19 protein-coding genes are annotated in these 23,798 nt (G+C 64.0%); 1 reads left to right on the forward strand and 18 read right to left on the reverse strand.

From position 1 onward, the window contains the following. Positions 1–62 precede the first annotated feature (62 nt). From HH310_RS29850 to HH310_RS29920, 15 genes are all read right to left on the reverse strand, one after another. Positions 63–413 carry a hypothetical protein gene (locus HH310_RS29850; protein WP_169179027.1) on the reverse strand — a complete coding sequence of 117 codons (351 nt, stop codon included), beginning with the start codon at positions 411–413 and terminating at the stop codon, positions 63–65. 2 nt (positions 414–415) lie between these two features. Next, complete coding sequence (locus HH310_RS29855; RefSeq protein ID WP_169179028.1) at positions 416–844, reverse strand: YbaB/EbfC family nucleoid-associated protein; 429 nt, start codon at positions 842–844, stop codon at positions 416–418. Positions 845–859: 15 nt separating this feature from the next. Then, on the reverse strand, positions 860–2,980 hold the full coding sequence (locus HH310_RS29860; RefSeq protein WP_169179029.1) for a WXG100 family type VII secretion target: 2,121 nt from the start codon (positions 2,978–2,980) through the stop codon (positions 860–862). A gap of 102 nt (positions 2,981–3,082) precedes the next feature. Next, positions 3,083–3,481 (reverse strand): hypothetical protein, encoded by a 399-nt coding sequence (locus tag HH310_RS29865; RefSeq protein WP_169179030.1) that lies wholly within the window; start codon positions 3,479–3,481, stop codon positions 3,083–3,085. A 79-nt stretch (positions 3,482–3,560) separates the two neighbouring features. Then, positions 3,561–3,851: a WXG100 family type VII secretion target gene (locus HH310_RS29870; RefSeq protein ID WP_169179031.1), complete on the reverse strand. Its 291-nt coding sequence runs from the start codon at positions 3,849–3,851 to the stop codon at positions 3,561–3,563. Positions 3,852–3,867: 16 nt separating this feature from the next. Next, complete coding sequence (locus tag HH310_RS29875) at positions 3,868–4,233, reverse strand: WXG100 family type VII secretion target (RefSeq protein ID WP_169179032.1); 366 nt, start codon at positions 4,231–4,233, stop codon at positions 3,868–3,870. Positions 4,234–4,272: 39 nt separating this feature from the next. Then, positions 4,273–5,664 carry a type VII secretion protein EccB gene (eccB, locus tag HH310_RS29880; RefSeq protein WP_312034406.1) on the reverse strand — a complete coding sequence of 464 codons (1,392 nt, stop codon included), beginning with the start codon at positions 5,662–5,664 and terminating at the stop codon, positions 4,273–4,275. Positions 5,665–5,667: 3 nt separating this feature from the next. Then, positions 5,668–7,167, reverse strand: a complete 1,500-nt coding sequence (eccD, locus tag HH310_RS29885; protein ID WP_169179034.1) for a type VII secretion integral membrane protein EccD — start codon at positions 7,165–7,167, stop codon at positions 5,668–5,670. A gap of 151 nt (positions 7,168–7,318) precedes the next feature. Then, on the reverse strand, positions 7,319–11,257 hold the full coding sequence (gene eccCa, locus HH310_RS29890) for a type VII secretion protein EccCa (RefSeq protein WP_211192779.1): 3,939 nt from the start codon (positions 11,255–11,257) through the stop codon (positions 7,319–7,321). A gap of 1,077 nt (positions 11,258–12,334) precedes the next feature. Continuing rightward, positions 12,335–13,282 carry an RICIN domain-containing protein gene (locus HH310_RS29895; protein ID WP_169179036.1) on the reverse strand — a complete coding sequence of 316 codons (948 nt, stop codon included), beginning with the start codon at positions 13,280–13,282 and terminating at the stop codon, positions 12,335–12,337. A gap of 325 nt (positions 13,283–13,607) precedes the next feature. Beyond that, positions 13,608–14,219, reverse strand: a complete 612-nt coding sequence (locus tag HH310_RS29900) for a GNAT family N-acetyltransferase (protein ID WP_312034407.1) — start codon at positions 14,217–14,219, stop codon at positions 13,608–13,610. Between the two features lie 319 nt (positions 14,220–14,538). Further along, positions 14,539–15,672 carry a DUF418 domain-containing protein gene (locus HH310_RS29905; protein WP_169179038.1) on the reverse strand — a complete coding sequence of 378 codons (1,134 nt, stop codon included), beginning with the start codon at positions 15,670–15,672 and terminating at the stop codon, positions 14,539–14,541. Positions 15,673–15,853: 181 nt separating this feature from the next. Beyond that, positions 15,854–17,347 carry an amidase gene (locus tag HH310_RS29910; protein WP_248294558.1) on the reverse strand — a complete coding sequence of 498 codons (1,494 nt, stop codon included), beginning with the start codon at positions 17,345–17,347 and terminating at the stop codon, positions 15,854–15,856. Between the two features lie 107 nt (positions 17,348–17,454). Continuing rightward, positions 17,455–18,270, reverse strand: coding sequence for an SDR family NAD(P)-dependent oxidoreductase (locus HH310_RS29915; RefSeq protein WP_169179039.1), 816 nt, complete (start codon positions 18,268–18,270; stop codon positions 17,455–17,457). 324 nt (positions 18,271–18,594) lie between these two features. After that, the gene (locus HH310_RS29920) at positions 18,595–18,915 is read right to left on the reverse strand and encodes a helix-turn-helix transcriptional regulator (RefSeq protein WP_169179040.1); all 321 of its coding nucleotides are present in this window, start codon (positions 18,913–18,915) and stop codon (positions 18,595–18,597) included. 124 nt (positions 18,916–19,039) lie between these two features. Between HH310_RS29920 and HH310_RS29925 the strand changes: the two genes are divergently transcribed. Beyond that, positions 19,040–20,233 carry an MFS transporter gene (locus tag HH310_RS29925; RefSeq protein ID WP_169179041.1) on the forward strand — a complete coding sequence of 398 codons (1,194 nt, stop codon included), beginning with the start codon at positions 19,040–19,042 and terminating at the stop codon, positions 20,231–20,233. A gap of 83 nt (positions 20,234–20,316) precedes the next feature. Here HH310_RS29925 and HH310_RS29930 read toward each other — a convergent pair whose 3' ends face one another. The 3 genes from HH310_RS29930 to HH310_RS29940 form a co-directional block, all read right to left on the reverse strand. After that, positions 20,317–21,267 (reverse strand): MsnO8 family LLM class oxidoreductase, encoded by a 951-nt coding sequence (locus HH310_RS29930; RefSeq protein ID WP_169179042.1) that lies wholly within the window; start codon positions 21,265–21,267, stop codon positions 20,317–20,319. Positions 21,268–21,540: 273 nt separating this feature from the next. Beyond that, positions 21,541–22,668 carry a serine hydrolase domain-containing protein gene (locus tag HH310_RS29935; protein ID WP_312034408.1) on the reverse strand — a complete coding sequence of 376 codons (1,128 nt, stop codon included), beginning with the start codon at positions 22,666–22,668 and terminating at the stop codon, positions 21,541–21,543. Positions 22,669–22,761: 93 nt separating this feature from the next. Then, positions 22,762–23,769, reverse strand: a complete 1,008-nt coding sequence (locus HH310_RS29940) for an alcohol dehydrogenase catalytic domain-containing protein (RefSeq protein WP_169179043.1) — start codon at positions 23,767–23,769, stop codon at positions 22,762–22,764. Positions 23,770–23,798 lie beyond the last annotated feature (29 nt).

A 23,798-nucleotide genomic window follows, 5' to 3' on the forward strand; every position in this document is an offset into this window, starting at 1 on the left:
CCCACCCCACCCACCACAGCCACACCAACACTCCCCCGGCATGACCCCACCACTAGCACTACCTAACGATGACCATTCTTGTCACTACCCGCACCAGCCCTACCCCCCTTACCACCCGCCTCACGAATATTGTCATCCTCAGCATTCTCCAAAAGAGACCGCAAACTATCCACCTTGCTGATGTCACCTTTGGACAGGTCGGTGATACCACCCAAAACCTGACCCACCAAATCCCTCATCTGATTCACCGACGCGGTAATCGCCTTGTCGGTGTCGGAACGCTGCTGGCCCAGCGGGGTATGCATTGCGATGGCCGTCTGATAGGCATTCACGACCCGGTTCATGTGTTGCATGGCGAAGTCGAGTGCACGGCCGTTCAGCAGCTCGGTGTCCGCTCCGATTTTGTCGCTCATCGCTACTCCTGTTCGCCGTCGGCGGTCGGCTTAGAGCCGGGGAACGGTTCGCTCACGATGCGTACCGCTTCCCGCATCATCTGGTCGAATCCGCCCGGGTTGTTCAACATACTGAGAATCGGCGCGCGCGCCGGAAGCAACGATTCCAGCATGTTCGCGGCTTCCGCTCGGGCCTTCTCCCGAGCCGACCTGACGGTGTCGACCAGCAGGTTCGCCAGTTCCGCCGGCGCCATGCTCCGATACGCGTTCGTCGGGAATTTGATCTCGGTGAGGTCACCCCGGCCGTCCACGGTGACGTTGAGCTCGCGGTTCTTGGAAGTCACGGTCGTGTGCGCCGTCCCGATCGCATTCTCGAAACCAGCTATCGCTTCCTTCTTTTTCTCGAACTCGGCGTATGCCTGCTCGATCCGGTCGTGCATCGGGCTGGACATGTCACTACCCCCCGTTCAGTGGCTGCGGCCAGTCTGCCGACCGGTCCCGCGGGCCGGCCCGTACGGCGAGCTGGAGGCGGGCGACCGCGGGACACGATCTTCGGCCGATCCGTCCGGCTGCTGGTCGCGCCCGATCACCGAGGGCGCGAGGTCCGGATCGGTACCCCAGACCTCTTCCTCCTCAGCCAGCCAGGTTGTCCGTTCACGGTCCTTGTCCTTGTCCTGACCGCCGACGCCGCCAAGGCCTCCCATCGGCGGCATGAACGGCATCCCACCCGCCTCCGCGGTATCACCGTCGGCGCCGAAAAGGCCATCGTCACCCGCTATCCCGGTGTTAGCCGGAGCCGATCCCAGCGGACCGGTGCGGATCCCGTTGGGCGGCAGAGGGGCATCGATCCCACCGGTGTCGCCAGCGGGCGTGTTACCACCGAAAGCCCCGGCGCTGCCAGCACCACCGCCGAGGCCGGTCACGCTGCTGGGTCCGGCGGCGCCGCCGAGGTGTGCGAGCACACCACCGTCCTTGCCGGGACCAAGCGCACCACCGGAACCCGAGGAGCCACCCAACGAAGGCAACGTGATGCCACTGTCGTCACCGTGCGGCAATCCGCCGATCGCGCTCGGGCCCTGGTCGAAGTCGCCCTCGTCGAGCCCGCCGGCGACGCCACCAGGTTTCGTGTCATTCGGCTTGCCGGAGCCGGCGATCGGTGGAGGCAGGAAGTCCGGCAGCCCGGCACCGCCCCCACCGGTTCCACCGATCCCACCGGAGCCGAGGTTCGGGCCGGAGAACCCGCCTGATGATCCGCCCGGATCCCCCGCGAAATCCGACGTGGTGAAGTCCGGATCTCCGTTGCCTTGGCCACCGTTGAGACCCCCTCCCCCGCCGGCCGTGGTCACCAGATCGTTGAAGTTAGGGCCGCCCCCGCCAGTGCTGCTTCCACCACCACGGTTGAGCAAATCGCCGAGGTTGGCGCCATCACCACCGCCACTTCCGCCGCCATGGCTCAGGAGATCACCGAGATCGACCCCGCCACCATCACCGGAGCCGCCGTTGTCACCGCCGTGCTTGAAGAGACCGGAAAGATCGATCCCACCTCCACCTCCACCTCCGGTGCCAGCACCGCCGACGTTGGGGTCTTGCTTCGGCGGCGGAAGGGGGACATAGGTCCTGAGGTCGGACATGTTCTGGTAGCTGTGCTCGAAACTTTCCCGCAGTTTCTGCAGTTGCTGAGCCATCTTCTCATGCAACGACGCGACACCGGTATGGAAATAGTTGTGCATATCCGTGTCCAGCGCGCCGATTGCCGTGCCAGGATCACGGAAATCGTATGATTTCGGTCCGTTGCCGAAATCTATGTCGATCCACCAGTTCTTCAAGTCCTGCCAGACGACCTGAGAGCCATCGTCAAACGATTTCCTGTTCCAGCTGGAGGTCTGCGTACCGAGCTCGTCGATGGCCCGCTCGATGTCGGCCATCGTCTTGGCGATCATATTGTTCGGCTCGTACTCCGGATGACTCGTGAAGTCCGCCCAGGCCTGCCGGACCTGTTCCCAGAATTCCTTCGCCGCGTCGCCGTTAGCGTTCAGCATCCGCGCCCATTCATCAGACGTGGCGAGGTCGTCGCGCAACAGCTTCATCTCATTTTGAAGATCGGTCAGAGCCACTTGGAACGCTTGAGCCGACGATCCCTTGAATCCAGATGCATGGGAGTCGATCTTCGATATCTCGTTCTGCAGCCGCTTGGCCGAGTCTTCCAGCCACCTCTCGAGGTTGTAGAACGAATTGGCGGCCGTGTAGAACGACTGCGGGTCCAACGGCAGAGGGCTTGGCGGTGTGTTCAGGACAGAATTACTGTGCCCTTTCCATTCATTTTGGAAGTGGTCGTGTGGTGAGGCGTCACCATCCTTGGTGTACCAGCTGACAGTACCTTTAATGATCCAGTAGGCAATATGGCTTTGTACACCGTCGTAGTCCTCGGCCGTGCGCCGATAGAGCGTGAATTCATTCTTGTCCTGGGTTCCCATCGGATCGTTTTGAGGATTGCTCCCCTTCGCCTTGATGTAGTACCCGGCGTTCAGCAGGGTCAGCCAGGATCGATTGACGAACTGGCGACTGTCCATGCTGTCGGCGTTAAGCACGGTCGTGAGACCCTGCTCCCAGGCAGGAAGGCTATTAGGATCTGAGTTGGGCTGGGACATCGCGGGCCTCCTCACGCACCCAGGGATCATTCAGGAATTGCGTCAGTGTGTGGGCGGTGGACTGAGCGACGGCGGCGCTCCGGAGCCCGTGAGGTATCCGCCGAATGACGCGTACGAACTGTTCGCGTCCTCGGTGGCGTCGCTCGACGCGATGATGTGCGACAGTCCCTGGTCGTACCCGGAGAATTTCTGGTCGAAGCCGGACAGCTTCTGATCGGCCGCGGTGGCCAGTGAGCTGATCTTGGATTTCAGGTTCGCACCCTCGGCGAACTTGTCCCCACCTGCCGCGATCGTGAGGTTGGTGAGGTGGCCTCCACGGGCGCGCTTTCCGTCATTTGGGTCCACGCCAGACTTGACGTCCGTGATCTGCGCACGCAGTTGTTTCAGTGTCGCCTGGACCTCTTTGATGAAGCCGTCATCAATCTTGATCTTGCCTGGCATGGTGTATCACTCTCTCGTTCTGTTTGGGATGGGACAGCGGCTGGCCGAGCCACCTCGCTGTCCCGTCCAGACCACGTTTTCAGCGTCGGAAGTAAGATCCGCCGCGCTGGTCGTTATGAACGTAGCGCAGGTTGATATTACTCAACGAAACTGCGTGATCACCGAGCGCTTCATGCATTTGCTGCATTCCGGCCGACCATTGCTGCTGGGCTTCGGTGTAGCCGTCGATCGCCTGACCTTCATTGTTGTCCATAAAGGTCTGCGCGGCGCGCTGCAATGCTCGGAGAGACTCGTCCAGGTTATTGGTGACGGTATGGAATTTCTGGGCGGCGTCATCCATCGCCCGCGGGTCTACGGCATAGTTGGCCATCGTTCGTCCTTCCTTCTCAGGTCCAGCTCGCCGACGCGGGCGTCGCCGGAATCGCCGAGATGGCGCCGGTCAGCGCGCTGGCGGGAGTCAACCGCGCCTGCAGTAGGTTGTCGTCTTCAGTGGACGCGGTATCCCTAGCGAACCGGACCATGCTGTCGCTGATGCTCGACAGAGCCTGCTGAACCTTCGTCAGGCCTGCCTGCCACTCCGCGAGACCACCGCCGTAGCTGTTCGACGCGTCGCCCGTCCAGAACTCGGCCAGCTCCGCACCCGCGCCGCCCACCTGCTGCTGCGCTGCCGCCTGATCGTCGGCCGCCTGGGCGAAAGCGTTGATGAGATTGGTCGTGCTCACCTCATCGGTAACTATCCTGCCGTTTGCCATTGGTCTTCCTTTCACCTTGATACTGAGGGCCTGTTGCACTTAATCGACGCTGGTAGTCGTAGCCTGAACCACCCCCTCCACGGCACCGGTGCCGAGCGGGGGACCGGTCGGCAACATCGCCAGTAGCCGGTCGGGAATCGGCTTCGCCTTGTCAGGGGGATAGCCCAGCACCCCCGCGATCTTCGACCCGATGGGGAATTTGATGCCGGCATCGGTGAGCAGGTAGAGGCCAGCGCGCGTCGTGACCAGTCCGCCAACGCCCGGTTGCACCGCGACCGCAGCCGCGGTGTCCGGGGTACGGGTAATCCCCCCGGACGTGTCACGCCCCACATCGCCCGAAGGAACCGGTTTGCCGAAGACTATCTCTATCCGGCCGTCCGCCATCGTCTGGCGAGTGCACCAGGCGTCACCAGGCGGCAGCTGCGCTGCCCGCGGCGGCGTGTCCGGAACACCATCGGGCAGGACAGCACCGTGCGAGACCGGCAGCTGCGCCAGTCCGGCCGGCGACAGCTCGATCGCCCGCACCGGCCCGTCGTAGGCGTGTGTGCTAAGCGGATCAGCAGCGATCATCGAGTACGCGGTGGGACCGAGTTCGACAAGGCCGTCTCGCCGCAGCCAGTAGTACCGGTCCGGGGTACCCGTGGTACGGACCACGAAGAGCTGGCCGATCTTGCTCGGGTGACCGTCGATCTTCGGACCGGCCTCGCCCCGGCCGGTGATAGACGGCGGGGCGATCTCCGGCCCGAACGGCACGGAGTCCAGCGCGGCGGCCGGCATCGCGACGGGAGTGCCGTCGTAGCCGAGCACCCTGGGCAGCCACGGCTGAGTCAGGCGCAACCGGCGGCTTCGCCACAGCAGGAAGCTCTGACCACCAGAGCTGACCACGACGGCCGAATCCGGTTCCAACGCAACGTCACGGCTCGGCCCGGTACCGGGTCGATCAACGGTCAGCGTCATGCCCTCGGAGCCAGCCGGAGCGCAGACCGTCCATGCCTGATCGGTCACCGATGCATCGGTCGGCAGCGCGTCCGGCGCACCGGTAATGCCCATCGGCTGCCCATGGGCGACCCCATGCAGAGACTTACTGGAGACACCGACAACCTGCGGCTTCTTGCCGAAATACATCCATGCCGAGGTGTAGTTGAGTACCGGGCGCAACCGCCCACCCATGTAAATGTATCGGCTGCCGGTTTCCTTCTCCAGCACCAGAGCGCCCGGCTTCTTCCACTTCGCAGAACCACCCGGAACGACGAATCCGAAGACGGCGAAGCCGGAAACTATGAGAGCGGCGATCAGTACCCCGGAAATGGTGCCGGTCACCATACGACGATGCGGGTTCTCCAGGCCGTCCGGATCGGCGCCGACCAGTGCCCCGGTCAACCTGCCCATCACGTACGCCTGTGCTTGCACCTGGTCACGGCGTGACTGCACGACTCAGCCCCCCAACGCCCTGGCAGCGCCGTACGCTCCGAGTACGGCAAGCAGAAGTGGCAGCATGCCGATGGTGGCGGCCAGCTGGACGATGTCGCCGATCCGTCCCCAGTACGGCATAAGCCGACGCCGTGGCAAACTGCGCCCGATCGCGACGAACACGACGCCCGCCAGCGGAGCGGCCACCACGGGAAGGACCACCCGGACGAGGGGCATGGCATCCGCCAGCGTGACCACGACGACGACGGCCAGGCCGGCAACCGACGGGGCGGCGTGCGCGAGCCGGTGCCAAGCGCTGTTCATCGGCCGCAACGCCAGCAGCCGTACCAACGCAACCACCACGACCAGGCCACCGGATGCCCAGCCACCCACCAGCGCGACGACGACCATACTCACCGCGACCACGGAGGCCAGTCCGGCGTAAAGGCCGGTCATGTACGCATCCGCACGAACCGTCTGAGGCAACAGCCGCGAGCTGGGCTCAGGATCGATGTCTTCCTGCAGATGCTCAGGTTCAGACGGCAGCGGCGGCAGATCGATTCGGGCGAGCCGAAACGCGAGCAAGGGTACCCGGACCGTCGCCACGGTCGCGACCACCGCGACCAATGCCGCAGCCTTGCCGGCGCTCAGTGGGACGAACGCCGCCAGTCCTGAACCGACGGCAGCCAGGAACGTGCCGACAATGAGCCCCGCGACGCGCGGTCCCGGCCATCGCAGCAACACAGCGATCAGAACCACGAACACCAGAGCGGCCACCGAGCCGGCGAACACCTGCGGCGCAGCGAAAGTCAGGGCCACGTTGTCACCGGTCAGGTCCGGAATGACCATCGCGGCGAGCACGGCGTACCCGATGCCGGCCACTGCGCCAACCGCACCGAAACCGCTATCCCCCATGGAACGGGTAAGCCCGACGGCGGCGGCCATGGCGAACACGGCGACCGCCAACGCGCAGAGAGCACGAGCCGACGGCGGTCCGCTCAAGCTCAGCACCGCGGCTCCGACCATCAGGACGGCAGCGAGCGCGCCCATCGCGACCCACCGGATCATCTCCGGCCGCCACCGCCCCGCTCGATTGCGCACACCCGCGGCAATACCGTCGGCCAGGTCGTCGAAATGCACCGGCGGGATCTGGTCCGACCGCGGCCGCAGGTATATGGTCTCGCCGTCGTCGAGGCCGAGGTCTGCGATACTGCGGTCCTCGTCCAGTGCCACACCGCCGAACTGCTGGAGCACCCAGCCTCCATGCGCCAACCCGGCGTCGGCCAGGTTGTCCCCGAGGTGGTGCAACAGCGCGGGCAGCAGGTCGGCGACCAAAACGTTGGCCGGCACAGCCGCCTCAATTTGCCGCTCGGGTCCGATCACGACGAGGCGGCACAACTCGGTGGCGGTGGCGGCGCTTGAGATAGTCGCCTTGAAAGGCGCCGCTCGCGTACTCAGATCCGGAGTGATGCTCACGTGAAAATAGACGGCTCGGCACCCTGAAAGGTTCAAGAAGAAATACATTTTATTGAGTGAAACAACGCACTTCATAAACAGGCCCGAACCAATCTCCGACCGTCCCGCAGTGCTTGGCCTTAGAGCAGAACATCCGGGGACCGCGGCTCTGGAAATGTTTATGATGGTTGACGAGAATCGGGTCACCGAGTCTCGTCGCTCACACTCGTACTTGACTTCGGTTTTCTTCGCCCTGTTCGGAGTCGGACTCGCTGTAAGCCGCCTGGATAAGACGTGCACCCCGCCGAGTACAAAGCAGAGCACGTCCAGGCGGCAGCAGCCGGGGCTTCACATTGCCCAGCAGCGGACCTTCCGACGGCGGACAAGAAAAAGCGAGATCTGGGCTGTTCGTCTCCTGCAACCGACGGATCAGTTGGTCCATCGACATGCGCAGCACATTCGCAGCGCCGCGGGTCAGAATACAATGAAATCCGATGTCAGCGCCGTGCGACAGATAAGGCATCAGCGGCAGCAGTGGATTGTCGCCACCGGCGATCAGATCGTAGTCGTCGACGAGCACGAAAAGCCGCGGCCCCGTCCACCAGTCCCGTCGCCTCAGTTGTTCGGGGCTCACGTCGGCGCCGGGCATCCGAGGGGCCAGACCGGCGATCGCGTCGGACACCGTTTCTTTGGTGGAGTCGGCGGATACCGAGTAGCCGAGTCGATACTCCGGCGGCACCGTATCGAACAATTGGCGCCGGTAGTCGACCAGCATGATGCGGGCCTCGGCCGGTGTGTACCGGGACATCACCGACCTGGCAATGTACTGCAGCAAGCTTGTCTTCCCGCTCTCGTTGTCGCCGAGCACCGTCAGATGCGGCAGGTCAGCGAAGTCGTGCCACACGGGCTGCATCGCTGCTTCGTCCAGGCCCAGCGCTATTCGCAGATCGCCGGTCGGCTCGGGCAGGGCTGACGCAGGCAGGACGGCCGGCAGCGTGCGCACCGGCGGCGCCGGCTCACCGGGCCAGAAATCGGCGACCATCATGGCCAGAGCCCGTACGCCGTCGGCCAGGCTGGATGGGTCGGAAATCCCGTCGATGCGAGGCAATGCGGCCAGAAAGTGCAGCTTGTCCGTAGTCAGTCCGCGCCCGGCTAGCTGCGGAACTGTTGCCGCGAGGCGGATGTCGACGACGGAGTCGACCGAATCGCCCAGCCGCAGTTCGAGTCGGGTGCCGATCTGGTCACGCATCGCGTGGTGGACCTCGGACCAGCGGGCGGCGGTCATCAGCAGGTGGACACCGAAGTTGAGGCCCTGCGCGGCGATGGCCCGGATCGCGTCCTCGAACGCCTCGAACTCCTGCCGCAGCGTGAACCAGCCGTCCACGACGAGGAAGACGTCACCGTACGGGTCATCGGTGATCTCGCCGTTGGCCCGGCGCTGGCGGTAGGTCGCCATGCTGTCCACGCCGAGCGCGGCGAAGCGGCGCTCACGCTGGCTGATCAGGGCGGTGACCTCGGCGACCGTGCGGGAGACCCGGTCGGTGTCGAGCCGCCCGGCGACGCTGCCCACGTGGGGCAGATCGGCCAACGCACCAAGTGTGCCCCCACCGAAGTCGAGGCAGTAGAACTGCACCTGCCGCGGACTATGGGTCAGGGCGAGGCTGGTGATGAGCGTGCGTAGCAGGGTGCTCTTGCCGCTGCGCGGCCCGCCCGCGATGCCGACGTGACCGCCGACGCCGGAAAGGTCGACGAGCAGGAGGTCCCGCAACTGCTCGTACGGCTTGTCGACGAACCCGACCGGTGCCACCAGCTGCCCGTTGCCCGGCCATTCGATCGCGCTGAGTCCGAGGTCCGGGTCGGGCACCAGAGCCGGGAGCAGCTGGTCGAGCGACGGTGACGCGCCCAGCGGCGGTAGCCACACCTGATGGGCGGCGGGTCCCTGGTCGACCAGTTGCGCGGCCACGGTGGCGAGCACGCTTCGTCCGGACGCGGTTTCGTCCGGCTCGGGCAGGGGTTCAGGCTCGGGCGATTGTGGTAGCCGGGTCTCGATATAGTCGAGGCGGAACGGCACCACCTGCTGTTGCACGATCTCTTGGCGTACGCGCACGGTTTTGTCCTGGAATGCCGCCGAGACGTAGCCGGCCTTGAATCGGATCAGTGTGGACACATCGGTGCGCAGATAGCCGTTGCCGGGTGCGGGCGGCAGCTCGTACGCGTCCGGGACCCCGATCACCGAGCGCGACTCCATGGCCGAGAAGGTCCGCAACCCGATCCGGTAGGACAGGTGGGATTCGAGCTGGCCGATCCGCCCGTCGTCGACACGTTGGCTGGCGAGCAGCAGATGCACACCGAGGGAGCGGCCGAGTCGTCCGATCGTGACGAACAGGTCCATGAAATCGCGGTGCGCGGCGAGCAGCTCACTGAATTCGTCGACCACCACGAACAGCGTCGGCAGCGCGTCCAGTGGCGCGCCCTGCCGGCGGGCGTTCTCGTAGTCGAGCAGCGAGCTGTATCCGCCTGCCTGGCGGAGCAGTTCCTGCCGGCGCACCATCTCGCCGCGCAGGGCGGCCTCCATCCGGCCGACCAGCGCGGCCTCATCGGCCAGATTCGTGATGACCGCCGAGGTGTGCGGCAACTGGTCGAGGCCGAGGAAGGTAGCGCCACCCTTGAAGTCGACGAGAATGAAGTTCAAGGTTTCCGAGCTGTGGGTGGTGGCGAGCGCGAGCACCAGCGTACGGAGAAGCTCGCTCTTGCCGGAGCCGGTAGCGCCGATCAGCATGCCGTGCGGGCCCATCCCACCCAGCGCCGATTCCTTGATATCCAGCTCGACCTGGTTGCCGTCGGCATCAACGCCGATCGGCACCCGCAGCCTCTCGTTGACACCGCGCGGCGCCCACAACGCCGCGAGGTCGAGCCGCTGCAGGTCGGGGATCTCCAACATGGTGCCCAAGTCGAAGTTGGACTTGAGACTGTCCACACTCTCGGTGACGATTCCGAGCCGGTACGGCGAGAGGATACGACCGATCGCGTTGGCGCGAACTGCACTCAGGCGGTCGGGCCTTGCCAGCCTCGTTCGTTCTTCGTTGCCGACCCGGTCGCGGCGCAGCATGAACAGGTCATCACCTTCCACGTGCAACGTGAGAACACCTTTGGTCGCGGACGGTGTGGCATCGTCGAGATCGAGAAGGACGGCGTTGCGGTAGCCGGTGGTTGCCATCCGCGCGCCGTTGCCCAACCGGCCGCCGTCACGGATCACCAGTACGAAAGGCTCGTCCTGGCTCGGTGTCGCACCCGACTCATATTTGGGCCGCGCGGCGAAGTCGTCGCCGAAAAGCCGTTCCAGCTCTTCGATCGTCGCGCCGGCCAGCCGCAGGGGGCCGGCGGCGTCCTGCGCAGTCTGGTGCTGCAGGTGCGGTAGCCACTTGGCCCATTGCCACGCCTCTATCCCGTCGCTAGCGACACAGAGGGCGATCTGGACTTCCTCCGGCGCGTGCATTGTTACCACTTGCGCGACGAGGGCGCGCGCCATCGCCCGGGTCCGCTCCTTGTCCCCGGAAAATCGGATCTGCGCGAAGCCGGGCAGAAACAGGGCCACCGGCTGGTCCTCGATGGTGGTGTAGGCCCTGATGAAACGGCGCAGCGACTTCGCGGCAAGCGGCTCGAGGTCTTCGATTGGCTTGGTCTGCAGCGGGGTGATCCGCACAGCCAGTCGCTGTTCCCCGGTGCCGGCCCGCACCTCCAGAAAGTCCGGATGCGTCGGCCGCCGTTCCCAGCGGCGGGTCGTCATCGCCAGCGACCACAGAGATTCCGGGTCCGGGTGCTGCCACGCGCTGGCCTCACGCTGGCCGGACACATGTTGCCGGACCCGCTTGCGGTTCTGTGCAAGATATCGCAGGTAGTCCCGGCGGTCGCCGCCGAGCTTCTGCTTACGGTCCGCACCGCCGAAAGCGACCTGGCCGACCAGCATGCCGCCCATAGCTACCACAGTCAGGCCGAGCATCACCCAGATCAGCCGGCCGCCCGAGCGGCTCACGAACATCATGGTCATGACACCGGACATCAGCAACATCGGCAAGACCGTCATGGCCTGCCTCATCCCGGCGGGCTGTACCTCTGGCAATACCGGTGGTTCCTGGAGATTGATCTCACCGGACGGCATCGCCGGACCATTACGCCGAGCTGGTCGTCGAAAAAGGACGGTACTCAATGGCCAACCCTTACAGACGTTCGTCTCTCCGATAAGGAGCCGTCATGTTGCTGGTTCCGTGCTTCTGGAGCCGAGGCAGCTACCATCCTCGACAGGATCCAGAGATATTTCGGATCCGCCGGCCACGGCAATCCTCCACATCACTTTCGCGTCCCTCCGAAAGTCCTGAGAGGAGGGTCATGGAGCCCACGCTAGCGGCTGGCTATCAGACGATCAAGTCAGGGAGCAGTGACGAAGAGCATATCGCTACGAGCCTCACCCCGGATGACCCCAACGGGACTCGCTCGCACCCCGAAGGGGGCACAAACGGCCGTCGTATCCACGCTATTGGATGAGAAGTCCGTCGAATGACCTTAACGGGCGGTACACGTGGGAAGAGGTTCACCTCTACGGCCAGGCAACGCCGCATGGAAGCAAGCTCCCAGGATGTGGTGTCGAGCGCCTTGACAGCAGTCGACGGTGCACCGATCAGCGCCGAGCCAACAGGAATAGGCGACGTAATGGACCTGGGCCGAGTGCGCGTCGGGGGAAGGCGCACTCGGCCCTGGGCCATCATGAGTAACGTTCACTGTGCGGTTCCGGACACCCTTCCGGTCGAACCCGCGATTTCTAGCTGCCCAAGACACCCCGCGCGAACGGTTCGTGCAGGGATCGACACGGCACACAGGCCATGCCGACGCCGACACGACCTCAGCGTCGCTTCGGATCTTCTCGCCAGGCATGCAAGGGGGTCAGCGATTACAGCCGGCACGATGTCACCGCCTGACTTTATCCTTTGAAAGTTATAGCGCCCAGAGTTCGACATCACAGATCCGCAGGTGAAGCCTTGATGAGGCCTGCGTTCGGCGTCGGTCCATGGTGAGTCGCAGCCCGTTCGTGCCGGCATGGTTGACGATCGCCCGTCATCACCGTTCGTAGCATCGCCGCGATGCCTGCCGGTGCCGGCAGTTCTGGTTCGCGGGTCGTCCCAGCCGCCGAGCTCACCGCACCTGCGCCTGCAGCGTCCCGCCAGCCTGACCATACCGGGGTTCAGCGCCACTTCTGGTTGGAGGTGCCTTCGCACGTCCACAGCTGAAGCTTGGCGCCGTTTCCGTTTCCCTTGTCCACGACGTCCACGCACTTGGCTTGGCCGGCCGACAAACTGTAGTTGGTCAGGTCGTGCGAGCTGTTCAACACGAACTTCTGCAAGGGGTTACCCGTAATGCAGTTCTGAACCGTGATCGTCGCGCCGCTGGACCAACTACTGGTCGTCATGCACTGGCCGGTCACCTTCGCCCGCACCGTCTTGTCCGTGTAGAAGGCCCATGCTTGATGGGAATTTGTGTTGACCGGGCTGCAGTCGTAGATCTGAAGTCGCGCGCCGACGTGGCCATCTGTCACGTCGATACAGCGGTTGCTTCCATAATTGGTGATCGTCGTCGGACCACGCGACACCTTGAGTCCCGCGCTGGCGACCGATGCCTGAGACTTTGTCGAGGTGCGGGGTCCATTGGCCGTGCTGCTCAGATCCGCGGGCCCGACCGCAGTGGCGTCCGAACCAGCGCTTGGCGCAACATTGCCAGGCGGGTCCGTTACCGCACCGGGCGTGGCAAGTGGGGTAGGGGCGCCCACCACGACTGGGGCCTCCGATGTGCCGTCGACGCCGGGATCTCCTGGGATCCCGGGTCCGCCTCGCCCAGTCTTGCCATCCAGCCCTTGCTCGGTTCCCGGACGGGCTGAACCAAGGGGAATTTCTCCCAGATTGCTTCCGGGCGCTGTAAGCGGGCGGACCGTGGCGTCTTGCGTGGCGGCACTGCCTAGCAGCACGCTCAGGCCGACCACGGCACCTGCCGTCATCGCCACGACCAGAACCACGATCACCGTGGTGCCGGCACAGGACACCCGTAGTCTCCGTCGGACACCGCGGACGAAAGCGCCGACGATGCCGCTGCGCGTCTCGGAGGGCTCGTCGACGTGCACCGGAAACCGCTGCGGCATGGAGTAGCAGGCCTCTCTCTATCTAGTAGGACAGAGCAACTGTGCGCGCGTCGATGTGCATATCACCATTCCCCCGTGAGACGGCTCCAGCGGAAACACCGACGAAAATCGTCGATCGCGGCGACGTCCGCAGGCTCATGAACTCCGTGGTCTACTCGGCGGCCTGTTGAAACGCTCCGGTCACCTGTCGAGCCAGAGATGCGTCGCCGTGGCTCGAGGTACCCGGATCAATCGCTACGAGAAGCGCAAGTACAGCCACAGCATTCCTGAACGCCCTCAGCGACTCGGTAGCGACCCACCCCAGCGGCGACCGGCTCAGCCATCATCACCTCCCTGCGGATGCGGCCGCATTCCAGGGCTGGCCGATGGGCCGATATATACCGAAGATGCACCGCTTGCGCTCGGTGAATCCCATCTTGTGGTAGAGCCCAATGGCCTCCGGATGATCTCCCTTGACGTGCAGAAAAGGCACCTCACCGCGGGCGTCAATGGCCGCAATCACTGACCCGACCAGACCGGATGCGAGGCCCTGCCCGCGATACGCCGGATCGGTGCACACCGCGCTGATCTCGGACCAGCCGGACGGCCGCATCCGCTCGCCGGCCATGGCTACGAGCGCTCCCCTTCGACGGATGCCGACATATCTCCCAAGCTCGATCGTCCGGGACAGGAACGGACCCGGATCGGTACGGCGCACAAGGTCGATCATCTCCGGCACGTCCGCAGTGGTCAGGACGATTGGTTCCGGGTGGTCCCCCGGATCGACGTCATTGCCCACGAACTGGACGGCCTCCCCTCGGAACGTCATTTCCCAGCCGGGTGGAGCGGTCCGCGGCCCATGCGGAACGAAGATTGCCTCTCCCGGTTCCGCGAGAACCGCCGCGTCAGCCCACGCCTGCGGATCAGCGGTGTCGGCCAGTGCATAGAACGGTGACACGTCAGACAGGTACCGAGCTGCTAGTCCATGAACCTCTGCGAATCCACGCTGGGGACCGACGAGAGCAGGCCACAGTGGGTTGTCCAGAACAGTCATGGCGGTGCTCGGCAGCGGCAAGCGACTCATGATTCGTGTTACTTCTCTCGTCGTACTGAGACCTTGACATGGACCACCGCCGGCGCCCCACGAGGCAGCCTCTTCTGGTCAGCGCTCAAGTCGCCTCAGCGGCGACGAATAAGCTGCAGCCCGTGGGAGCGTCGGTCCCGAAGTTCTTGGTAGCAGAAAGCTAGCCCCTAGCTACCAGTTCTTCAAGCTAGCATCACCGTGACGGCGGCCACGCCATAGATCCTCTGTTCTGGACGACACGGTGCACCAACCACTCCGCCGGGCCATATCGGAATTTCCTCAACCAGATGTTGCTTATCGCGACCTGGCTGATAAAGATGGCCATCGCCGTGACCAGCATGGCAAACGGAGAAAGCCGGCCGACCAGCCCGAGGCCCAGTCCTGTGAAGAGGAACAAGGTGATGAGTGACTGGCCGAGATAGTTTGAGAGTGACAGTCGGCCCGCACGTGCAAGAACTGACCCGAGCCAACGTCCACGGCCACTGCTGACAATCCTCATCACGCCGGCAGCGTACGCGGCGGCCAACAACGGCGCCGTCAGCACAGAGACGAGGATCCCGGTCGGGCTGGTATCACCCCCTGCCGAGGCATAGAAGATGCCGCCGGCCAGGCCAAGCGGAATGCCAGCCCATCGGATTATACGTTCGCGACGGTCGAGCCCCTCGAGCAGGCGATGCCGGGCCGCGAGGACACCGATCAGGAAGGCTGCAAATATTGCGATGCCACGCATGACCAGCTCGGATCTGCTGTAGAGCGGTAGACCCGTGAGATGCTCGCTCAGGACAGAGCCGACACCTCCCGCCAACTTTCTGGCAGCCGTCGCACCCCGGTCAAGCGTGTCGGCATCGTCAGTCGTTTCGATCAGCGTCGCCGCCAACCCTACGCCAGCGATCAGGATGTAGCTCGCGAGGATCAACGCGACCGCTGTCCGGTTGCCGATATCGCGCAGCACCAACAACACGGCTCCCCATACCGCATACGTGGTGAGAATGTCGCCGGTGACGAGAAATATCATGTTGATGATACCAAATATGAACAGGACGCCAAGCCGCCGCCACATCCGTGGCACGAATGCGGGCCCGGATCGCGCTTGTTGAAGGACAAAGCTGTATCCGAACAAAAACGAGAACAGGAGGTTGAACTTCATCGTACAGAACACGAGGATGAGCCATCGCACGACCTCATCTTGGACCGACACGAAGGTGGGGTCGGCGACGGCGTAGTTGTAACCGGAGGCGGCATAGGGAAGGTTCACGATAATGATGCCAAGAAGGGCAAAGCCACGAAGAGCGTCGACGGTGACGAGGCGGCCATCTCGGGCGAGCATTGGTCAAGAGAATCAACAATGTCCCGACACGGTCAAGATCATATAGTGTGATTCTCGGCGAACTTGCGATCGCCCACGTCACAATTCAGTCGCTGATGCCGGTTATTTGCATTGCCAACGATGTGGATCCACGTTGCGAGGCCCGCCACGGTGGCGCCCGAGCGTTCTCGGGTCGCCATTCTCAGAAGGTTGCCGGAGGCGCGAACCCGCCGAACTCCTTCTCCATCAGCTCGGCGAAGCGTAGAGGCGTACGGTCTTCTAACATGGGCCCGACCAGTTGAACGCCGATCGGAAGCCCCTCTGACGAGGTGGCGACAGGTACGACAGTCGCCGGTAGGCCTGGTGCGGTGGCGACGCCGGCCCACACGAGTTGGTCGGGATACGCGTATTCCACTCCGTCGATTGATATCGTGCGTTTCCATTGATCGAGGCTGTGATCGTGGACAAAGGCAGTCGTCGGTGCCGCTGGGCACAGCACAATGTCGAACTCGTTGAAAAGTTCGTTCCATCCGGCGCGATGCCGTGCCCGGATGGTGTCGGTCATGATCCAATCGCGGTGGCTCAGCGCAACACCCCGGATACGTTCGGCGGCAAGCGTGAGATCACCCGGTTCAAGCTGGTCTGCCGCGACGACCCCCTGCCCGTAGAGATCTGGAGTGTATGCGGCCGCGATGGAGGCGTATAGAAGGCGCATGTAGATCCGAGCCCCCTCCACCTGATCGGGCAGTAAAGACGTCTGCCGACGAACCGTCGCACCGGCCGCGCCTAACGCGGTGGCGAGTCGTTGAATGACCAAGCGGATCTCGGATGAGGTCGGGATGAGTGGATGGGTCTCCAGCACAAGGACCCGGAACCCCGCGAGGTTCTCATGGCGTGCGGCCGGCAAGGCGAGCTTGTAGGCAATCCCCGTCCCGGTGTCATCCGGAGCGGCCAGAACATCGAGCATCAGGGTGAGGTCGGCGGCGCTGCGGGCCATCGGCCCGATCACGGTCAGGTCGCGGTCGTACGGCAGGGGTAGCTCGCCCGGTGCGGTGTGTCCCCGAACCGGCAGCAGACCCCATGAGCTCTTATGCGCGTACACACCGGAGAAGTGCGCCGGCACGCGCAACGATCCGGCGATGTCGGATCCGATCGACACGGCGCCGAATCCGGCGGCCAACGCGGCAGCCGAGCCACCGGATGATCCACCGGGGGTTCGGGCGAGGTTCCATGGGTTGTTCGTCGTGCCGTACAAGGGGTTGTAGGTCTGGAGATCGCCGAGGGCCACGGGCACATTGGTCTTGCCGAGAATCACCGCGCCGGCGGCCTTGAGCCGCGCAACCGCGACGGCGTCTTCGCTCGCGACGAAATTCTTGAACGGCGGCAGGCCCCAGGTCGTCGGCAACCCCTTGATGTTGAATGACTCCTTGACCGTGGTGGGGATTCCCAGAAGCGGACGCCGCTCCCCGCGAGCGCGGGCCTCATCGGCGTGACGTGCTGCGAGGACGGCGCGGTCGAAATCGCGCACGCTGATGGCGTTGAGGTCGTGATCCCGTCGGGTGATCCGGTCGATCGCGGCCACGGTGAGTTCGACGGCGGAGACCGAGCCGCTATCCATCGCGGCGGTCAGTTCGGCCGCGGTCGCGTATGTGTAATCGGACGTAACCATGACGATCGCTTTCGCCTCTCCCGTCATCTGGGGCCGGACCTCGGCGGGACCTCGGCTGTGCTCGCCCGGACCAGCAGTGGCCGATGTGGCCACACCTAGACGAGCACGCTCCGACCGATGAACTTGCCTGCTAGTTACCCCATCGCCTCGATGGCGAGGTGTTCCCAGTCGGACCACTCGGCCAATCGCTCGGCATAGGCCGCCTTGGTCACTTGGGGGCCCAGCGCGCCGAACAGAACCCGCAACGGAGGAACCTCGGCATCGACTATTTTGAGCATGGCGGGACCAACGCCGGCCGGATCGCCCACGGGCAGGCTTGGCACCGTAGCGAAGAACTCGTCCTTGACCGGCTGATAGGCAGGCATGGTCTCTCCCCAGACCGCGGACTCGGTGTTGAACCCCGTTTTGTACGCGCCGAGTTCCACCAGCGTTACTTTTATGCCCATTCCGCCGACCTCCGCGGCCAACGCCTCCGTCAAGCCTTCGGTCGCCCACTTCGTTGCCTGGTAGCCGCCGAGCAGTGGCAGCGACACGACGCCATAGATGCTCGAAATCTGAATGAGATGGCCCGCACTCTGCGCGCGTAGCACCGGCAAGGCCGCTTGTGTCACGTTCAGCAAGCCGATCACGTTGGTCTCGAACTGGTCACGCAGCTGCTGCGGGCTGATCTCCTCGACCGCGCCGTACAACGGGTAGCCGGCGTTGTTGACCACCACATCGAGACGCCCGAAGGTCTGGACAGCCTGTTCGACCGTCGCGAACGCTTGGGTGCGATCGGTGACATCGAGGGTCAGCGGCAGGAACGCGTCGCCGTAGCGCTCGGTGAATTCCTCGAGAGCACCCGTGTCGCGCGCGGTCGCGGCGACCCGGTCCCCGCGACTGAGTGCGGCCGCCAGGTATTCGCGTCCGAGGCCCCGCCCCGCGCCGGTAATGAACCAGGTCTTACTCATATGCGTGAGAACCTTCCATCCTGCTGCTGGTCCGCAGTTCGATCGCTTGTGGCCCGAGAGTGGGCCACTGTCGCGTTGAGGCACACGCCGTCATCAGATGGCTCTTGAACCGGATGAAGCGATGCCGGACCGATTGGTCCGTAACTGACACTATCGAACTGCCCTGCCAGGTTCACCATGGCCAAAGTCACGCGAGGGTTTCAGCTGAGAATCGAGCACCCGCCGGCATGGCGACCACGGCCGAGGCCACGATCTGGCCATCCAGGTCCTTGCGACGCTAGGTCACGACGAGCAATGACGTCTTCAGTCAGTCGACTGAAGACGTCAGAAGATCCGGTGCAGTCCGTCGAGCACCGCGTCGAGGAAGCCCGGGAAGCGGGAGTCCAGATCCTCCTGCCGTAGACGAACGAGGTAGTTCCGTCCGACGAGCTGCGTCCTCGTCACACCAGCTTCGCGAAGAATCTTCTTGTGATGCGAGAGTGTCGATTTGTGAAAAGCCGCGAGCAGGCCCTCCGGACCACACGGATGATATTCACCGTCTTGCAAGGTCACCAGGATCCGCATCCTCGCGTCGTCTGAGATCGCACGCAGAACGTCATCGAATCGAATGTCCTTGACATCCGGCTCGACCAGGTAACGCGCCATCGCGACTCCTCCCGTGTGCCACCGACAACACTGTACCACATTCATCAAACCTTTGATTGACTAATCGCCTCCTGGATGCGTACGGTTTGAAATCGCTCAAACCTTGGCGTTGTTGAGGAGAAACGTGTACCGCCGCTTGCTCATGCTCACCCTGGGAACCTTCGCAGTAGGGACCGACGGCTTCGTCGTCGCCGGGATCCTGCCGGACGTGTCTCGAACACTCGACGTGAACACAACCTCGGCTGGACTGCTGGTCACGACGTTCGCACTGACCTACGCCATCTCTTCGCCGGTCATCGCGGCGACAGCGTCGCACCTGCCCCGTAAGCAACTACTGATCGCGGGGCTCGTCGTCCTCGCACTTGGCAATATCGCGACCGCGACGATGCCTACCTACGGCCTCGTCCTGGCCAGCCGCGTCGTCGCCGGCCTCGGCGCCGGCATGTTCACCCCGACCGCCACCGCGGCCGCCGCCGCACTGGCACCCGCACATCAGCGCGGAAAAGCACTGGCAATAGTCACCGCCGGGCTCAGCTCCGCCACCGCGCTGGGCGCACCGATCGGCACCGCCATCGGCAGCCAGACCAACTGGCAGACCACCCTGGTCTTCGTGGCAGCACTGGCCGTGCTCGCCGCAACCGGCATCGCGTTCATCCTTCCTGCGCTGCCCGCCGCACCGACCATCGGGCTCAAGGAGAGGCTGGCAACAGCCATGGATGCCCGGATCGGATTCACCCTGCTGACAACGCTGCTGGTCTTCACTGGCCTGCTCACCAACTACACCTTCGTTGCGGAATCATTCGACCGGGCAACCAGGGGAAACGGCCTGACACTCGCGATCCTTCTTTTCGTCTGGGGCACCGGAGCCACCATCGGCAGCCTGACCGCCGGCCACCTCGCCGACCGCATCTCGACCCAACGCATCATCGTCACAGCATTGGTCATCGTCGCCATCGACTTCACACTTCTCCCGCTGACCAATCAGCATCTTGCGACCGCCGTTGTCGCACTGTTCATCTGGGGCGCCTGCGGCTGGGCCCACCTCGTCCCCTTGCAGCATCGCCTCGTCGGCGTCGCCCCGGGACACGCACCAGTCACACTCGGCCTCAACGGTTCAGCAATCTACCTGGCAACCGCTGCATCCGGTCTGACCGGAGCTGCCGGCATCGGGCTCGTGGGCGTCCATAATCTTGGCCCGTTCGCGTTGATCTTCTTGGCACTCGGCCTTGTCGCGTCGCTCCTATCCGCCAAGCTGATCGCGATCCGGTCCGGCCAAAGCGAGGTACCAGCTCCGGCTCAACCTACGCCCACGCACTAAACGTTGACGGAAGCCGGGCACTACACCAGACGATCGCGTCAACCCCGAATTGCCCATCCGGCGGCAGGAACCTTCGGCCCCGATCAGCCCCCCATAATTAGCTCATATGAGTGCACACGCATTCCGGGATCGATGATCGGGCTGTGAATCATGATCTCGTCCGCCCCGAATCTGCCGGCCAGCTCGACCAGACGGGTGCGGACCACCTCCGGTGTGCCCTGCGCGGAATGCTTGCGGAACGCGGCGACCACCTGGCGCTCCTCTGCGCTGAACTCATACTTGGCGGCGTCGTCAATCCCGAGAACACCGATGCTCGGCTGATTGGTGGCGAGCCGGGCACGGATGACGTTCGCTGGACCTGCGAGTACCTCGGCTTCAGCGTCGCTGTCGGCGCCGATGGCGTGGACGGCGAGCATCAGCCGGGGTGCATCGTTCCAAGGGGACGGCCGGAACTCCGTGCGGTAACGATCCACCGCCGCCGTGGCGTTCTGCGGCCGGAGGTGGTGGGCGAAGGCCATCGGCAGGCCCAGCCTTGCCGCCAGTGCGGCACCGGCTGGGCTGGACGCGAGAAGCCACGGCTGAGCCGCATACTGATGGTTCGCTGTCAGGCGGAGGATCTCCGCCACGCTCGCGTGGTACTCCTCCTCGGTCGCCGGGTCCCGACGCCGCCGTAGGGCTCGTGCCACCTCTTCGGGAGCTCCCGGACCACGTCCTATGCCGAGATCGATACGCCCGGGAAAGAAGGAGGTGAGAGCCTCAAATTGTTCCGCGAGCGAGAGCGGGGCGTGGTTGACCGCCAGCACGCCACCCGAACCGACTCGGATAGATGTGGTCACGGACGCCACTCGGGCAATGACCACCGCCGGAGGGAACGCGATGAACGACAGCTCACCGTGGTGTTCGGTGTACCAGATCCGGTGGTAGCCGGCGCGGTCCGCGGCCTGGGCCACGTCGACGAAGCCGTGCGCGTCCACGGCGGGGTGGGCAGTGTCGGTAGAGAGGAGCTCCAGGACCGAAACCGGGAAATCCATCATCGCCGCGACTCCATCAATTGCGGCAGACACCGGAGCCCGAAGTCACATCGGGCAGCCGCACATCGCGGGCTTACCATCGTTGCTCACACATCCTGACTCTAGATATCGGTACCCTGGCTGCTGATCAACACCCGTGAGCCGCTGCCCCCGGGTTCGGCCAACGTGGTCCCGGCGTCGCGTTTAGTCCATCGCTGCTGGCTGCCGGAGCGAGCCGACGGCAGGTCGCCACCCGTGGTGTGGCAGGCTCTTGCAGGACCTCTCAACGAACAGCTTTCATCCGGTGATCGCCGCCGACACGGCCCGAATCAGCGATAGAGCACGGTTATCGCCGGTTGTTGTCCGAACCATTTTGTTCATGGCATAGCCATACGTGGCGCGGGCCTCCGGATCGATGACAGCCATCGAGCCACCGAAACCACCCCAGTACAAGGTGTTTCGACCGAAGGTACTTCCGTCGCCGAGACCGAAGCCAAGGCCGAAGCGAGCGGGGATGCCCATGACCACATCAAGCCCTTCGCCTTGAAGGTCGAATGCCTTGCGGGCGCCGGCTTCCGACATGAATCGATGGCCTTTGGCGACACCGCCGTTGGCGAGAATGGCGTGGACCTCAGCGATCGCCCGTGCATTACCCATGCCGCCGATAGCCGGGATCTCTGCCGCGCGCCAGGCTCGCGTACGGGTCGCTGCCACATCGACCGGAGGATTGGTTAGCATATTGTCCAGTAGAGAGGGAAGGCTGCCGCTGTGCCGCTGGTCGGCCGGTGGGATCAGGTCAGCGACGCGAAAATCCTCGGACTCCGGAAGTCCGATGTAGAAGTCCGCCTCGAGTGGCTCAGCGATCTCCTGACGGAAGACGGAACCGAGCGATTGCCCGGTAACCCGGCGGACCACCTCACCCACCAGATAACCCTGGGTCGTCCCGTGATAGCCGGGCGCCGTTCCTGGAACCCAGTACGGCGCTTGGGCGGCCAACAGTTCGGTGACTTTCTCCCAGTCGTACAGGTCAGTACCGCTAACCGGTTCCCTCCAGCCGGACAACCCCGCGGTGTGGCCCAGCACGTGGCGAACCAACACACCGCCCTTCCCGTTGGCGGCGAACTCGGGCCAGTAGCGAGCCACTGGCGCGTCGAGATCGAGGGCTCCGCGATCGGCGAGAAGCAGCGCCGTCAAATTGGTCATCGTCTTGGTCGTGGAGAACACGTTGACGATGGTGTCGCGGTCCCACGCCCGAGTCCGGCTCGCGTCCGCATACCCGCCCCAGAGGTCCACGACGGTCTCACCATCGACCGTCGCGCAGAACGATGCACCGACATCCGCGCCGTGGGCCAAGTGTTCACTGAATACCGCACGCACCTTCGCATACCGGTCGTGCGCGAATCCTTGGACCATTCCGCTGCTCACTTCGACTCCTTGATCTGCGGATCGAACATCAGAACGAACTTGTCCAGCGATACGCGGACAATCATCAAGCTTCGAGCAATCAAAACGTCGTCGTCATTGCGGTAGGAGTACCGAACGCAGGTTGGCTTGACTGAGGTTCTCGAATGCTTCCTCGGCCCGATCGAGGGGATACGTTTCGATGATCGGGCGGATGTTCCTGAGGACAGCGAAGTTCAGCGTCTCCTCGCTGTCGCGTGCGTGTCCGGCATACCGGCCCGAGATGCTCAGCTGGGGCTGCACCAGGTTATGGCCGGTGACGTGAATCGGGTCCAAGCCCTCCAGCACCAGCAATTGTCCGTTCGGTTTGAGGCCGTTGACCAGAGCGGACTGAAGGCCCCCCAAGGAGACTGTGTCCAGAATCGCCACCGCACCACCCATAGCATGCAAGGCGTCGCCGGGGTCGGTGGCGGTGCTGTCGACGAACTCGTCCGCGCCGAGTCGCCGAGCGAGTTCTTGCTTGACGCGTCCGCGACTGATCGCGACGGTACGGAAACCCATCGCCCTCGCGAACTGCACAGCCAGGTGGCCGAGTCCGCCGAAGCCGTGGATCGCGATGAGATCCCCCGGCCCTGCATGCGAACGCCGTAAGGCGTTGAATGCAGTGACGCCGGCACACATCATCGGCGCCGCCTCGGGAAAGTCTAGGCCCTCGGGCATGCGTGCGACCGCGTCCTGCGGCGCGACCATGTATTGGGCGTAACCGCCATCGTACGTGCTGCCGACAATCTTCCGGTCGACACAATTCAGGAAGTCACCGCGCCGGCAATAATCGCACGTTAAATCGCTTCCACCGAACCACCCGACACCGACGCGATCTCCAACATTCCACATATCGACGCCATCACCGAGCGCGTCGACGACGCCAGCAATCTCATGACCGGGCACCCTCGGCAGCTGCGTACCGAGAAATCCGTTCCGAGGGATTTCGTCGCCGGCACAAACCCCGCACGCGTGCACTTTCACGCGCACTTTCCCTGGCCCAGGGTCAGGCACGGGGACGTCGGCAAGGACAAACGGTTTGCCAGCTACCTGAGCTTGTACCACGCGCATCGACGCTGTCATCTAGTTCTTCTCCGAAACTGTGACCAGTG

The organism is Actinoplanes sp. TBRC 11911, assembly GCF_012933445.1.
GTDB lineage: Bacteria > Actinomycetota > Actinomycetes > Mycobacteriales > Micromonosporaceae > Actinoplanes.